13 protein-coding genes are annotated in these 13,687 nt (G+C 63.6%); 10 read left to right on the top strand and 3 right to left on the bottom strand.

What is annotated here, in order from left to right; translation table 11 throughout:
- Window positions 1–50: 50 nt before the first annotated feature.
- A complete protein-coding gene (locus HWE17_RS03235; protein WP_176387798.1) occupies window positions 51–998 on the bottom strand; it encodes a DUF808 domain-containing protein in 948 nt (315 codons plus the stop codon).
- 177 nt (window positions 999–1,175) lie between these two features.
- Here HWE17_RS03235 and HWE17_RS03230 point away from each other — a divergent pair, with 177 nt between their 5' ends.
- From HWE17_RS03230 to HWE17_RS03220, 3 genes are all read left to right on the top strand, one after another.
- Window positions 1,176–1,829, top strand: coding sequence for a LysE family transporter (locus HWE17_RS03230; RefSeq protein ID WP_035823273.1), 654 nt, complete (start codon window positions 1,176–1,178; stop codon window positions 1,827–1,829).
- 107 nt (window positions 1,830–1,936) lie between these two features.
- Entirely contained in the window at window positions 1,937–3,445 is a 1,509-nt protein-coding gene (locus HWE17_RS03225; protein ID WP_176387797.1) for a DUF6600 domain-containing protein, read from the top strand.
- Between the two features lie 317 nt (window positions 3,446–3,762).
- Window positions 3,763–4,059 (top strand): DUF493 family protein, encoded by a 297-nt coding sequence (locus tag HWE17_RS03220; RefSeq protein ID WP_099403898.1) that lies wholly within the window; start codon window positions 3,763–3,765, stop codon window positions 4,057–4,059.
- Here HWE17_RS03220 and HWE17_RS03215 read toward each other — a convergent pair.
- Window positions 4,052–5,257 carry a multidrug effflux MFS transporter gene (locus HWE17_RS03215; protein ID WP_176387796.1) on the bottom strand — a complete coding sequence of 402 codons (1,206 nt, stop codon included), beginning with the start codon at window positions 5,255–5,257 and terminating at the stop codon, window positions 4,052–4,054. The genes HWE17_RS03220 and HWE17_RS03215 overlap by 8 nt on opposite strands.
- Window positions 5,258–5,372: 115 nt before the next feature.
- Here HWE17_RS03215 and HWE17_RS03210 point away from each other — a divergent pair, with 115 nt between their 5' ends.
- From HWE17_RS03210 to ung, 7 genes are all read left to right on the top strand, one after another.
- On the top strand, window positions 5,373–6,845 hold the full coding sequence (locus tag HWE17_RS03210) for a PLP-dependent aminotransferase family protein (protein WP_176387795.1): 1,473 nt from the start codon (window positions 5,373–5,375) through the stop codon (window positions 6,843–6,845).
- Window positions 6,846–6,920: 75 nt separating this feature from the next.
- The gene (gene lipB, locus HWE17_RS03205; protein WP_076564619.1) at window positions 6,921–7,625 is read left to right on the top strand and encodes a lipoyl(octanoyl) transferase LipB; all 705 of its coding nucleotides are present in this window, start codon (window positions 6,921–6,923) and stop codon (window positions 7,623–7,625) included.
- Between the two features lie 37 nt (window positions 7,626–7,662).
- Window positions 7,663–8,679 (top strand): lipoyl synthase, encoded by a 1,017-nt coding sequence (lipA, locus tag HWE17_RS03200; protein WP_035823261.1) that lies wholly within the window; start codon window positions 7,663–7,665, stop codon window positions 8,677–8,679.
- A 121-nt stretch (window positions 8,680–8,800) separates the two neighbouring features.
- Window positions 8,801–9,070 carry a type II toxin-antitoxin system Phd/YefM family antitoxin gene (locus HWE17_RS03195; protein WP_100874988.1) on the top strand — a complete coding sequence of 90 codons (270 nt, stop codon included), beginning with the start codon at window positions 8,801–8,803 and terminating at the stop codon, window positions 9,068–9,070.
- A complete protein-coding gene (locus tag HWE17_RS03190; RefSeq protein ID WP_099377619.1) occupies window positions 9,051–9,356 on the top strand; it encodes a Txe/YoeB family addiction module toxin in 306 nt (101 codons plus the stop codon). The genes HWE17_RS03195 and HWE17_RS03190 overlap by 20 nt, the downstream gene beginning before the upstream one ends.
- 131 nt (window positions 9,357–9,487) lie before the next feature.
- Window positions 9,488–10,699, top strand: a complete 1,212-nt coding sequence (locus HWE17_RS03185) for an ISL3 family transposase (RefSeq protein ID WP_176387900.1) — start codon at window positions 9,488–9,490, stop codon at window positions 10,697–10,699.
- Between the two features lie 96 nt (window positions 10,700–10,795).
- On the top strand, window positions 10,796–11,458 hold the full coding sequence (gene ung / locus HWE17_RS03180) for a uracil-DNA glycosylase (protein ID WP_176387794.1): 663 nt from the start codon (window positions 10,796–10,798) through the stop codon (window positions 11,456–11,458).
- Between the two features lie 68 nt (window positions 11,459–11,526).
- Here the strand turns inward: ung and HWE17_RS03175 are convergent, their stop codons facing one another.
- Window positions 11,527–13,683 (bottom strand): TonB-dependent receptor, encoded by a 2,157-nt coding sequence (locus tag HWE17_RS03175; RefSeq protein ID WP_176387793.1) that lies wholly within the window; start codon window positions 13,681–13,683, stop codon window positions 11,527–11,529.
- Between the last annotated feature and the right edge of the window lie 4 nt (window positions 13,684–13,687).

Genomic DNA, 13,687 nt, shown 5'->3' with positions numbered 1-13,687 from the left:
GCCGGGGCGGCAGGCACGGATGCGCCTGCCGCCCCATCAGACCAGAAAGTTTATTTGCTCGATTTGATCTGGCGCAATAAAGCTGACACGGCCGTGACGCCGGCCAGCACCAGGCCGCCGGCGATGAGGCCGGCCACTGCGTTGATCAGGCTGGGCGTGACGGCGGCCAGCACGGGGCCGATGCCGGCCACGCCGGCCACCGCTTCTTCCGCATGGTGCAGCATGCCGCTGGCCCACGGCCAGCCATGCGTCAGAATGCCGCCGCCGACCATGAACATGGCCAGGGTGCCCACGACGGAGAGAAATTTCATCAGTTTCGGCGCCGCCGACACGAGCATGCGGCCAAAGCCGCGCACGCCATCCATCAGCGCGCCCGCGCCCTTGCGCGCCGCCAGATAAAAGCCCGCGTCGTCGAGCTTGACGATACCGGCCACCAGGCCGTACACGCCCACCGTCATGATGAGGGCGATGCCGACGACGACGGCCACCTGCTCGGCGAAGGTGGCCGCGGCCACCGTGCCCAGCGCGATGACGATGATTTCCGCCGATAAAATGAAGTCGGTGCGGATGGCGCCCTTGATCTTGTCCTTTTCCAGCGCGACGAGGTCGACCTGCGGGTCGCGCAGCGCCTGCGCCAGCTCGGCCTTGTGGCTGTCGTCCGGGTGCAGGTATTTATGCGCGATCTTCTCAAAACCTTCGAAGCACAGGTAGGCGCCGCCCACCATCAAGAGCGGCGTGATGGCCCACGGCGCAAACGCGCTGATGGCCAGCGCGGCGGGCACGAGGATGGCCTTGTTCTTCAGCGAACCGACGGCGACGGCCCACACGACGGGCAGTTCGCGCTCGGCGCGCACGCCGGCCACTTGCTGCGCGTTCAGGGCCAGGTCGTCGCCAAGCACGCCGGCCGTCTTCTTGGCGGCAACCTTGGTCATCAGGGAAACGTCATCGAGGATGCTGGCGATGTCGTCGAGCAGGGCCAGCAGGCTGGAGCCGGCCATCTCAGCGCGCTCCCGCTTTGGTGGCAGGGAATCGTGAAGCGAGGAAAGTGTTGTTTTTCATGATGTTATTCTTGGTTGTACGGCAAGGGATGACTGCGATCTTACCCCAGGGCGGGCCGGCAGGGCCGCACTGAGCGGGTTAAAATTGCTCATCGCCCCCCTTTTTTTGGAAACCGCATGCACTTCGCCACCTGGATCACCTTTGTCATCGCCGCCTCCATCATCGCCGTCTCGCCCGGCTCGGGCGCCGTGCTGTCGATGTCGCACGGCCTGTCGTACGGGGTGAAGAAGGCCAGCGCCACGATTATCGGCCTGCAGCTGGGGCTGCTGGTGGTGCTGGGCATCGCCGGTGCCGGCGTGGGCTCCTTGCTGCTGGCCTCGGAAGTGGCCTTCAATATCGTCAAGACGGTGGGCGCCTTGTACCTGATCTACCTGGGCCTGTCGCAGTGGCGCGCCAAGGTGGCCGTCACGGGCAACCTCACGGGCGACCTGCATGCCGATGCCATGGTGCCGTCCTGGCGCCGGCGCGTGCTGACGGGGTTTCTGACCAATGTGACGAATCCGAAAGGCATCATCTTCATGGTGGCGGTGTTGCCGCAGTTCATCAGCCCTGCTGCGCCGCTGCTGCCGCAATTGCTGATCCTGGCCGTCACCATGTGCACGATCGACCAGATCGTCATGCACAGCTACGCCTTCCTGGCCTCGTCGATGCAGCGTTTTTTCCGCGATGCCAGCGCCGTGAAAAAGCAGAACCGCTTCTTTGGCGGCTTGCTGATGGCCGTCGGCGCCGCCCTGTTCTTCGTCAAGCGCGGCGGCCAGGCGGCGGCGTGAGCCAGATCAACATGCAAACATTTGTAAGCCCGCTTGCGGTACTTGTCCGATAGGACTGTAATCGGCATGTTGTCTTCCTTTCATCTGCGTCCTGCCTGGAGCGCGCCATGCGTCCGACCCTGCCCCTGCTGAAAACCATCTGCGCCGTACTGTTGTCGTCGGCATGTACGCTTGCCCTGGCGCAAGACCCGCCCGCCCGCGTGGGCCGTATTTCCACCGTCGAAGGGCAGGTGCTGGTACGCGCCGGCGATGGCGAGGCGCAAAACGCCCTGCTGAACTGGCCCGTCACGACGGATAACCGCTTGAGCACCATGCGCGGCGCGCTGGCGGAGTTTCGCGTGGGCGCGGCCGCCGTGCGTCTCGATGGCGATTCCGAGCTGGAAGTGAGCGAGCTCGATGACGACAGTTTCAAATTGCACCTCAGTTATGGCGCGGTCAGCGTGCGCGTGCGTAATCCCGACGCGCTGCGCGGCTTCGAGCTGACCACGGCCCAGGCCCGTGTGATCCTGACCCAGCCGGGCTGGGTGCGCATTGAGGCGGGGCGCCAGAGCGGCGCCAGCGTCGTCAGCGTGCTCGACGGGGCGGCCGACGTGGATGGCGCGACGGGCAGCGTGACCTTGCGTGCCGGCCAGCGCGCCGAACTGACGGACGAGGAATTGCGCACGGGCGCCGTACAGCGGGTCGCCTTCGACAACTGGCCCGAAGCCTTGCCCGCCGCCGCGCCGGCCTTGCGCTATGTCACGGACGATACGACCGGCTATGAAGAGCTGGACCGCTATGGCGCCTGGCAGGAAGATGCGCAATACGGTCCCCTGTGGCTGCCCAGCGCAGTGCCGGCCGGCTGGGCGCCGTATAGCGACGGGCGCTGGACGTGGATCGCGCCGTGGGGCTGGACCTGGGTCGACAATGCACCGTGGGGCTATGCGCCGTCACACTACGGCCGCTGGGTACGGCTGGGTCAGCGCTGGGGCTGGGCGCCGGGCCGCGAGCGCGGCCGCGTGCCCTGGGCGCCGGCGCTGGTGGGCTGGGTTGGCGGAAATCACGCGATGAATCGCGGCCAGCGCCCCGGCGCCGGCTGGTTCCCCCTGTCGCCGCACGAGCGCTACGTGCCCGGCTACCGCACCAGCGCGGACTATGAACGCCGCATCAACCGCGGGGCCGAGGGGCGCCGTCCCGTGGCGGGCGAACGCGAACACCGCAACCGCACCATCATGCCGGCCCCCGTGCTGCAAAGCATGCCCTTGAGCACGCCGCCTGCGCCGGCCGGCAACTGGCAGCGTCCCCCTGAGGCGCCGCGCCAGCAAGATGGTTTTCGCCGCGACAGGGCCAACCGCCCCGGTCGCCTGCAGACGGACGATGGCCAGACGCAGATGGCGCCGTCGCCCATGCAGCCGAACCGCCCGCCCGTGCCGGTACAGCCACCGCGGCCGCAACAGCCGCAACAGCCCCTGATGCCGGTGATGCCGGCTTTGCCACCTGTGCAAGACCCGGTGGCGCACCCCGCCTGGCGTGGCGAGCAGCGGCCCCGCGCCGAGCGCGCCAATCCGCCGCGTGAGCGCCACATTGAACGCGGCGCGCCCGGTCGCGCTGGCCGGATGCAGGAAATGGAACGCTGAACGGGCCGCTGGCGCTGGCCGTCTGTCCGTCCGGTCATGGATTATCGACGTTCAAGCCGCCAAACCGACAGTTCGTCACATTTCAGCGGTCAAGTCGCGGTGTTTTGTCTACAGTGACGTCATTGCAAGACAGCGCAATGCCTTCACGGCTGACAGCACCGATTTTCCGGCTATTTTGTCCAAACGAAATAGTTTTCGCCAGCTTACAAAGCTGGCTTTTTTTTTCCGCGCCCCTGGCGCCGTGGCAAGGGGCGCAGGCGCTGCCAAAGTTGGCTACAATACGCCTTTGGCACTGACCGGCACTGATTGGAATTCCCATGCAAACCACCCCTCCCAGCGAACACATTATTCCTCCCAGCGAGTCGCTGATCGAATACCCGAGCGACTTCCCCATCAAGATCATGGGCCCGACGCATGTCGACTTCGCGCCGACCATGCTGGAGCTGGTGATCAGCCACGATCCGACCTTCCACGCGGGCCGCATGGAAGAGCGTCCTTCGGGCAAGGGCAATTACACGGGCCTGACCGTCACCGTGCGCGCCATCAGCCGCGAGCAGCTCGACGCCCTGTACATGGCGCTGTCGGGCCACCCGATGGTCAAGATCGTCATGTAAGGCTGGCTGCCGCCACGCTGGCCCGGCTCTTCGTGAGCAGCCAGACGGCGGCAAAGGCGCTACTCGCCGCCGCCGTCACCCACAGCAGCGGCTTTTCGCTGCCGTCCGTGATGGCGGCGATGACGGCGCCGCAGGCGGCCGTAATGGCCATCTGCACGAAGAAGAACAGGCCCGAGGCGCTGCCCGCCTGGTCGCCATACGGCTGCAGCACGGCCAGCTGGCAGGCTGGAATCGCCATGCCCACCGACACCATCACCAGCAGCATCGGCGCCACCAGCGACGCCACGTGCCGCGGCGCCAACGTCCCCGCCAGCAACAGGCTGGCCGCGCCCGCCACATTGAGCAGCACCGCCACGCCCAGCATGTAATCGGCGCCCAGACGCGGTCCCAGCGCGCGAAACAGGCTCGATCCCGCGATATAGCCGCTGACCGTCAGCGCGAACACCAGCGCATACGAGTGCGGCGACAGGTGCATGCCCCTTTGCAACAGTACGGACGATTCCGCGATGAACGGGAAATACGTGCAATACACGCAGCCGATGGCCAGCGCATAGCGCAGGAAATACCGGTCGCCCAGCAGGCGGCGGTACAGCGCCAGGGTGTTTCTTTGTGGCACGACGCTGGCGGGCTTGGTTTCCGGCACGTACGCGGCGATCAGCCCCAGCGACAGCGCGCCCAGCAGGCACAGCACGCCAAACACGGCGCGCCAGCCGAACGCCGCGTCGAGTACGCTGCCGGCCAGCGGCGCGAGGATAGGCGACAAACCCATCACCATCGATATTTTCCCCAGCATGCGCGCCTGCGTGGCGGCGTCAAACCGGTCCCGTACCATGACCCGGCCGATGATGGTGCCGCTGCAGCCGCCGAACGCCTGCAGCACGCGCGCGGCGATCAGCACGTGCACGTCGGAAGTCACGCTGCAGACAATGCTGGCGAGCACATAAATGGCCGTGCCGGCCAGCAGCACGGGGCGGCGTCCGTAGCGGTCGGCCAGCGGCCCGCAAGCGAGCATCGAGGCGGCCGAGCCGGCCATGAACAGGCTCAGGGTCAGTTGCAACTGGGCATCGCTGGCATGCAGGGCATCGGCCATGGCCGGCAGCGACGGCAGATAAATGTCGATGCTGATGCGCGACAGGCAGACCAGCAGCAGAACGATGGCGCCCCAGGCCCACAGGGAAAGTGTTGTTCGTTGATTCATGTTTTTCGGTATGCAAGAGATGGCAGACGCACCAGAACGGTGAGAGTAGGATGTTTGTGGTGTAATGCGAAGTGCCAGTCATCAGAAAACTCATTGGACCACTTGGACGATCATCATGCCGCGAGGAAAATCACCGCACGCCCTGGACTTGCCTCGTCCCACCAGCTGGCTCGACAAGGCGGGCGTCAACAAGCAGGATGGCGCGTATGAAGCGCTGCGCTCGGCCATCCTGACGAAGATGCTGCCGGCGGGCAGCCGTTTGCCATCCAGCCGCACTCTGGCGGAACGGTGGGAGTTGTCGCGGGGCACCATCGAAACCGTGTTTGACCGCCTGCACGCGGAAGCCTACGTGACGCGCGTGCCCGGTTCCGGCACGCGCGTGTGCGCCGTCGTGCCGGAACGCTTTTTGATGGCAGGATTGGCGGATGCCATCCCGGTCGGGCCGTTTTCCGAGCCCGTTCCCGTGTCCGATACGGGCGTGCGCGACGGCTTGCCGTTTGTTGCGCGGCGCGCCGATGCCAGCCTGTTTCCCATGGCGGCCTGGTCCAAGTGCGCCACGCGGGCGCTGGCCGACGCCACGCCGGAGCAGCTGTGCAGCGCCGATCCGGCCGGCCTGCCCCAGTTGCGCCAGCAGATCGCCGACTTCCTCGCCAAGTACCGCGGCATCCGCTGCGACCCGCAAGACATCGTCGTCACGACCGGCATCCGCCACGCGATCGACTTGCTGGCGCGCAACATCGTGCGCGATGGCGATAAAGTCTGCCTGGAAGAACCTGGCTACCCGGCCGCGCGCGCCCTGTTCGCTCTCGCTGGCGCCGTGCCGGTCGACATTGCCGTCGACGCCGAGGGCATCGATTGCGCCGCGCTGGCCGCGCACGCCGACGCCCGCCTCGCGTACGTGACGCCGGCGCACCAGTCGCCGCTGGGCGTGACCATGTCCGTCACGCGCCGCCTGGCGTTATTGGAGTGGGCGAACGACAGCGGCGCCTGGGTGGTGGAAGACGATTACGACAGCGAATTCAATTATCAGAGCGCGCCGCTGGCGGCCCTGAAGGCGCTGGACCAGTACCAGCGCGTGATTTACTGTGGCAGTTTCAACAAGACCCTGTTTGCCGGCCTGCGCGTGGGTTTCATGGTGCTGCCGCCCGCCTTGCGCCCGCAGTTGCTGCGCATGCTGCAGTTGACGGGCAGGTCCGTGGGCGTGACGGAGCAGCTGGCGCTGGCCGCCTGGATGGAGGATGGCGCCTTCGTGCGCCATTTGCGCCAGGCGCGCCTGGCCTACAAGGAGCGGCGCGACCTGCTGCTGGCCTGCCTCGAGCAGGCCGCGCCCGGGCGCTACACCATTTCCGGCCAGCAGGCGGGCTTTCATTGCGTGCTGTGGCTGCCGCCGGACAGCGACGAGCGGGCGTTTTGCGCGCGCGCCGCGCAAGACGGGCTGGCGCTGCAGCCGCTCGGCGACTTTTGCCACAGCGCAAAATTGGCGCCGGCCGTGCTGCTTGGCTACACGGCCCTGAATGCGGCCCAGATACGCCATGCTGCACAAAAATTGGGCAGATTGCTGCTGTTGCCAGAGTCCGCCCCGGAATGAAACGGCGGCCTGGCTTATAATCACGGCTTCGCCGCAGCGTCCGCAGGGCGCCGGCAGCTGATTACAGAATCTGTCATGACCACCACCCGCACCGAAACGGCGCTGATCCGCGAGCTGGGCCGCGTCGATTACGAGCCGACCTTTGCCGCCATGCGCGCCTTTACCGACGCGCGCACGACGGACACGCGCGACGAACTGTGGATCGTCGAGCATCCGCCCGTATTTACGTTGGGCCTGGCGGCCGACCGCGGCCATTTGCTGGCCGGCGCGGAAAACGTGCCCGTGGTGCAAACGGACCGGGGCGGCGAAGTGACGTTCCACGGTCCTGGCCAAGTGGTGATTTACCTGCTGATGGACTTGCGCCGCAACAAGCCGGGCGGCAAGCTGTATGCGCGCCAGTTCGTGCATAAAATCGAGCAAGCCATCATCAACGTGCTGGCGGCGTATAATCTCGCTGGCGAGCGCATCGATGGCGCGCCTGGCATCTATATTGCCGGCGGGCCAAGCAAGGGTGCGAAGATCGCCGCGCTGGGCTTGAAAGTGCGCGGCAACGGCTGCACCTACCATGGCGTATCGCTCAACGTGGCGATGGACCTGGCGCCGTTTTCCTGGATTAACCCTTGCGGCTATTCCGGTCTGAAGACGGTGGACATGCGCAGCATGGGCGTGGTGGCGCCGCTGGCCGAGGTGCAGCGGGCCCTGGCCCAGGAATTGACCGTATTACTCGATGTAAGCGAAGTAAACAGCGCCGCAGGCGCGCCTCAGGCAGCGGATGCCTGAGCAAACAAACCAACATGCCCGTCAAGGGCTTGCAGCCATGACTTCTGAGACCATTTCCAGCACCGCCCCCGCCGCTACTGCCGCTCCAGCGTACAACCCGAGCGAAAAGCAAAAAGGCGCCAGCAAGACCTCGCGCATCCCGATCAAGATCATTCCGATCGAGCAAGTCGAGCGCCTGAAAAAGCCGGACTGGATCCGCGTCAAGGCCGCTTCGGCCTCGACCCGTTTCTATGAAATCAAGGACATCCTGCGCGAAAACAAGCTCGTCACCGTCTGCGAGGAAGCCAGCTGCCCGAACATCGGCGAATGTTTCGGCAAGGGCACGGCCACCTTCATGATCATGGGCGACAAGTGCACGCGCCGCTGCCCGTTCTGCGACGTCGGCCATGGCCGTCCGGATCCGCTGGACAAGGAAGAGCCGGCCAACTTGTCGAAAACCATCGCCAAGCTGCGTTTGAACTACGTCGTCATCACCTCCGTCGACCGCGATGACTTGCGCGACGGCGGCGCCGGCCACTTCGTCGAGTGCATCCAGCAAACGCGCGCCCTGTCGCCGAACACCCGCATCGAAGTGCTGGTACCCGACTTCCGCGGCCGCCTGGAAAAAGCGTTGTTGTTGTTCAAGGATGGCTTGCCTGACGTCATGAACCACAACCTGGAAACGGCGCCGCGCCTGTACAAGGAAGCGCGCCCCGGTTCCGACTACATGCACTCGCTGAAGCTGCTGAAAGACTTCAAGGCCATGTACCCGGACGTGAAAACCAAGTCCGGCATCATGGTGGGCCTGGGCGAGACGGACGAGGAAATCCTGCAAGTCATGCGCGACATGCGCGAGCACGACATCGACATGCTGACCATCGGCCAATACCTGGCACCATCGAACAGCCACTTGCCCGTGCGCCGCTACGTGCACCCGGACGTGTTTAAAATGTTCGAGGAAGAAGCGTACAAGATGGGCTTCACCCACGCCGCCGTCGGCGCCATGGTGCGCAGCTCGTACCACGCGGATGAACAGGCGCACAGCGCCGGCGTGGAATCGGCGCTGAATTTCTAAGCACTTGAGTTGTATCAAAAACCGTCCGCTTTAGCCGGGCGGTTTTTTTTGCCTGATGGAGGTGATGTACAACATCCTGTACAATTATTGGCATGTACTTTCAAGGGAGCGGTGGCACGGCATGAATATCCTGACTTTCAGCGAGGCGCGCGCGGGCCTGAAAAGCGTGATGGACGACGTCTGCAACGACCACACGCCCACGGTGATCACGCGCGTGAATGGCGAGCACGTGGTGATGCTGTCCTTGTCGGACTACAACAGTATCGAGGAAACCCTGTATTTGCTGGGCACGGCCAAGAATGCCAGCCGCCTGATGGCGTCCGTGGCGCAGATCAGGGCAGGCAAGGCTACGCCCAGGGAATTGGCGCAGCATGAAAAACAGGAAGACTGAGAACAAGCAGCAGGCGCGCAGCGCCGTGCTGGCCTGGACCGACCATGCCTGGGAAGATTATCTGTTCTGGCAAGAGAGCGATCTGAAAATCCTGCAAAAAATCAATGACTTGCTCGATGAATGCCTGGCCGACCCCTTCAAGGGCACGGGCAAGCCGGAACCGCTGAAAGGCGATCTGACGGGTTTCTGGTCGCGCCGCATCGACCGCCAGCACCGGCTTGTGTACCTGCCCGACGCGGGCTGCATCTATGTGGCCGCGTGCCGTTATCACTACGACGATAAATAAATTTTGGTTCATCGCGGTTGATGGGGAAAACGGGCTTGACGTTTTTTGCTGGGAGGGGGTGGCGGCAAGGGTTTTGAATTGGTAAATTGATTGTCGCCAAACAAACCAATTACCTTACCACTCTCGCCGCCATGCTCAATGCTATGTCGTCTCTTCCATTTTGGGAAGGGCATATTGTCGATTCCGTCGTCGAACAGGACGACGAATCGCTGCTGATCGTTCTCAACGCCTGCCCCACTGCCGACGCGCTTTGCGGTAGCTGCCGGCAGCCTTGTGCTCTAGTTCATGAGCAGCGCTGGCGGCGCATCCGGGATCGGGATATTTTGGATCGACGGGTTTGGTTGAAGGTGCCAATCCGGCGCCTGGACTGCCATCACTGCGATGCCCGGATGACGGAGCATATCTCCTGGCTGGACCGGCGCTCGCGGGTGACTCACCGCGTCCGGGTCTGGGTGGAGGCGCTGGCACAGCTTATCCCGATCAAGCACGTGTCCCAGCTGACAGGCCTGCACTGGCACACCATCAAGGCCATTGACCTACAGCGCTTAGCATACCTGCACGGCCAGTTCGCCGCTGGCGACGTGCGGCGCCTCGTCATGGATGAATTCGCTTTGCACAAAGGCCATCGTTATGCCACGGTCGTTCTCGATGCCCAGCGCATGCGTGTGCTCTGGGTTGGCGAAGGCAATAGCCGGGTCGCCATCCGTCCGTTTTTCGAGGCGTTGGGCGCAGAAGGCTGCGCCCGAATCGAGGCTGTGGCGATGGATATGAACACGGCGATGGATATCGAAGTGCGGGCGCAATGCCCCAACGCCGAAGTCGTCTACGATCTTTTCCATGTCGTTGCGCGCTTTGGCCGTGAAGTCGTCGACCGGGTGCGTGTCGACCAGGCAAACGCGCTGCGCGACGATTCCAAAGCGCGCCAGGTCATCAAGCGTAGCCGTTGGCTCCTGCTGCGCAATCGCGACAACCTTGAAGACGACCGTGCTATCAAACTTGACGAACTGCTCGCGGCCAACGCCCCTCTGTCGACGGTCTATTTGCTCAAAACCGAACTCAAAGAAATCTGGTTCGCGCCATCCGTTCGCGAGGGCGCGCGTCGATGGAAACGCTGGATGCGCCTCGCCCTCGAGAGCGAGATCGCCCCCGTGATTAAATTCGCCAAGCGCTTACGCAAATATGTCCGGGGCATCATCGCCTCCGCCATCTATCCGATGAATTCGTCCATTCTTGAAGGCGTCAACAACCGCATCAAAGTCATCAAACGGATGGCCTACGGATTCCGGGACTCTGCATATTTTTTCCTCAAAATCAAGGATGCCTTCCCCGGTAAAACGCGATGAACCTAAATTTTGCCCAGCCGTACCGTAACGCGGTGGCGGACGTGACGCGGCTATACTGATCGATGATGTTTTAAAAACATGATTGACGGGGGAGCCATGGACGTACGCATCGACGCATCGTGGAAGGCGCGGCTGGAGGGCGAGTTTGCCCAGCCTTACTGGGAACGCCTGGCCGCCTTCGTGAAGCAAGAGTATGCGGCGGGGCCGTGTTTTCCGCCGGGTAAAACCATCTTCCGCGCGTTCGACCTGACGCCGTTCGGGCAAGTCAAGGTCGTGATCCTGGGGCAAGACCCGTATCACACGCCCGGCGCGGCCATGGGCTTGTGCTTCTCGATTCCCGAAGGCACGCCGCCGCAGCCGAGCCTGCAAAATATTTTCAAGGAATTGCATAGCGACATGGGCGTGGCGCGCACGCGCACGGATTTGTCCGACTGGGCGGAGCAAGGCGTGTTTCTGCTCAACAGTGTGCTGACGGTACGCGCCGGGGTGGCCGGCTCGCACGCGGGCAAGGGGTGGGAGAAATTGACGGACAGCGCCATCGGCCACCTGTCCGCCGAGCGCGAGCACCTTGTGTTCATCCTGTGGGGCGGCTACGCGCAAGCCAAGCGCACCCTGATCGATCCCGGCAAGCACCTGGTGCTGGCGGCGCCGCACCCTTCACCGTTGTCGGCCAGCAAAGGTTTCTTTGGCAGCAAGCCGTTCAGCCAGGCGAATGCGTATTTGCAGGCGCACGGGCAGGCGCCCATCACCTGGGGATAAGTCATGAAATAGTACGGCAACCGACAGCGGCAGGCGTTGCTCCCTGCCGCTGTCTTCGCGCGTAACTTTTAGAAGCTTGTCGACAGGCCTGCGTAGAAACTGCGGCGGGCGCCATACTGCGGCGCACCCACGCCCACGCCGGAACCGTCGCGCAGCAGATACGATTTGTCGAACAGGTTGATCAGGGCCAGGCGCCCCTCGACCTTGCCGAGCGGCGTGTTTTTCCACGTGTGCGTGAGCGCCGTGTTGACGGTGAAGTAGCCGGGCAAATGGCCGGAATTCGGCGCGCCGCCGTCCGGTGTCAAGCGCAGGCCGCTGCCGTAGAGGAAGTCAGCGCTTACTTGCGAATCGCCAAAGTGATAGTGCCCACCGCCCGACAAGGTGTATTTCTGGTCATGATCGAGGTAGACATAATTCTTGCTGATGTAGTTCAACTCATCGGCGCCAAACAGGGCCTGGCCGGAATTGATGTTGCGCCCTTGCGCCTTTTGCGTGCTGGCGTTGAGGAACAGGCCCCAGTTTTTCTCGCTGTAGATGGCCGACAATTCCAGGCCCTTGGCGTAGCCGTCCGCGTAGTTGAATGGCGTCAGGATCAGCGCCTGGCCGAACTGGCCTTCATCCAGCAGGTTGTTGATCTTTTTATAGTACACATCGGCCGTCACGGTCAGTTTTGCATTCACCTGGTGGCTGATGCCGACGTCGTAGTAATGCGTGCGCTCGGCCTTGACGTTGTCGGACTGGCCGATTTCCGGCGCGTTCGTCGTGTTCGCGTACAGGTCGATGCTGCCTTGCGCCGCCAGTTCCTGCGGCGGCGGCGTGAAGTAGCGTGAATAGCCGGCGTGCAGGGCCGTGCCCGGCGCCAGCTGGTACGCCAGGTTGACGCGCGGGCTCCATTGCTGCTCGCTCGTGTAGGCCGAGACCTTGTCGAAGCGGGCGCCATAGTTCAGGGTCAAAGGCTTGCTGATGTGCCATTCATCCTGCAGGTAAACACTGGCCAGGGTGCCCGTCTTGCCGCTGTTGTCCAGCACCGTGATGGGCGTGCTGGACGTTTGCGCGCCGTCCATGGCGGGGAAGACGGCCACCGTGTTGTCGCTCGTCGTTTTCTGGCGCGTGTAGGCCAGGCCCGCGCGCACGGTGTGGTCCTGGTGCCATTTGTAGCTGGCGTCGAATTGAAAGCCGGAAGCGCTGTTGGCGCGGCGCGAGTCCGAGGCCACGCCGTTGTAGATCAGGTCGCCGATGGCGTCGGGCGTGAAGTGCAGTTCCGAATACTGGTGGAAGGCCGACACCTGATAATTGACGTCGCCCAGGCTCTTTTGCAGCGACAGCACGAGGAAGCGGTTCACTTCGCGCTGGTTTTCATTGAGTTGCGACGACGGTAACGTGGCTGTGCCCGCCTGCACATCGCTGTGGCCATCAAACGAGAAGGCGGGCGCCTGGTTCGGGTTGTTCGGGATCTGGAAGCGGCCGTTATACGTGCCGAACATGGCGCCCAGGCGCGTATTGTCATCGAGGAAATACGACAGGCTGCCGAACGATTTGTTCTGGCGCGTCTTGTCGTGCAGGGCGCTGCGCGTGTCTTGCGGGTTTTCCACGCCCAGGGAGTTACCGAGGTAGCTGCCGGACAGGTAGTAATTGAACTTGCCCACACTGCCAAAAAATTCGGCACTCGGCTCCACGTGATCGTGGCTGCCGACCATGATGCCGATGCGCCCGCCAGGCGTCATGCCGCCCTCCTTCGTTTCAATATCGACAATGCCCGCCGTGCGCAGGCCGAACTGGGCCGGCAAGGCGCCCGTCATGAAATCCGTTTTGTCGATCAAGCGCGTGTCGATCGACTGGCCGAAGCCGGTGATGCTTTCCGGCAGCTGCACGCCATTGATGCGGTATTGCACGTTGGCATGGTCGTCACGCACGTGCAGGGAGCCCGAACCTTTCGAATCCTGCGACACGCCCGGCAGGCGCAGCAGCACTTCATTGAATGGCGTGTTGTCGCCCTGGCCCAGCATGTCGACCATATGGCTGTCGATGCTGTAGATGGTGGTGCCGACTTTCGGCGATAGCTCGATGCGCGCGCTTTTCAGGTGGGCAGAGGTGATTTCGACCTTTTGCATGTCTTGCGGGGCAGCATCGGTATTGGCCTCGGCAGGCTCGGCGGCATGGGCGGAAACGGTAAACAGGCTGGCAAGGGCGAGCGACAGCGCGCTCAGGCGTGGTGTGTGTTGCATGGTA

Origin of the sequence: Janthinobacterium sp. BJB401 (assembly GCF_013372745.1) — a bacterium.
Taxonomy (GTDB): domain Bacteria; phylum Pseudomonadota; class Gammaproteobacteria; order Burkholderiales; family Burkholderiaceae_D; genus Janthinobacterium; species Janthinobacterium rivuli.
Note: the sequence above shows the minus strand (reverse complement) of the source record. Positions and strands in the feature narration are given on the sequence as shown.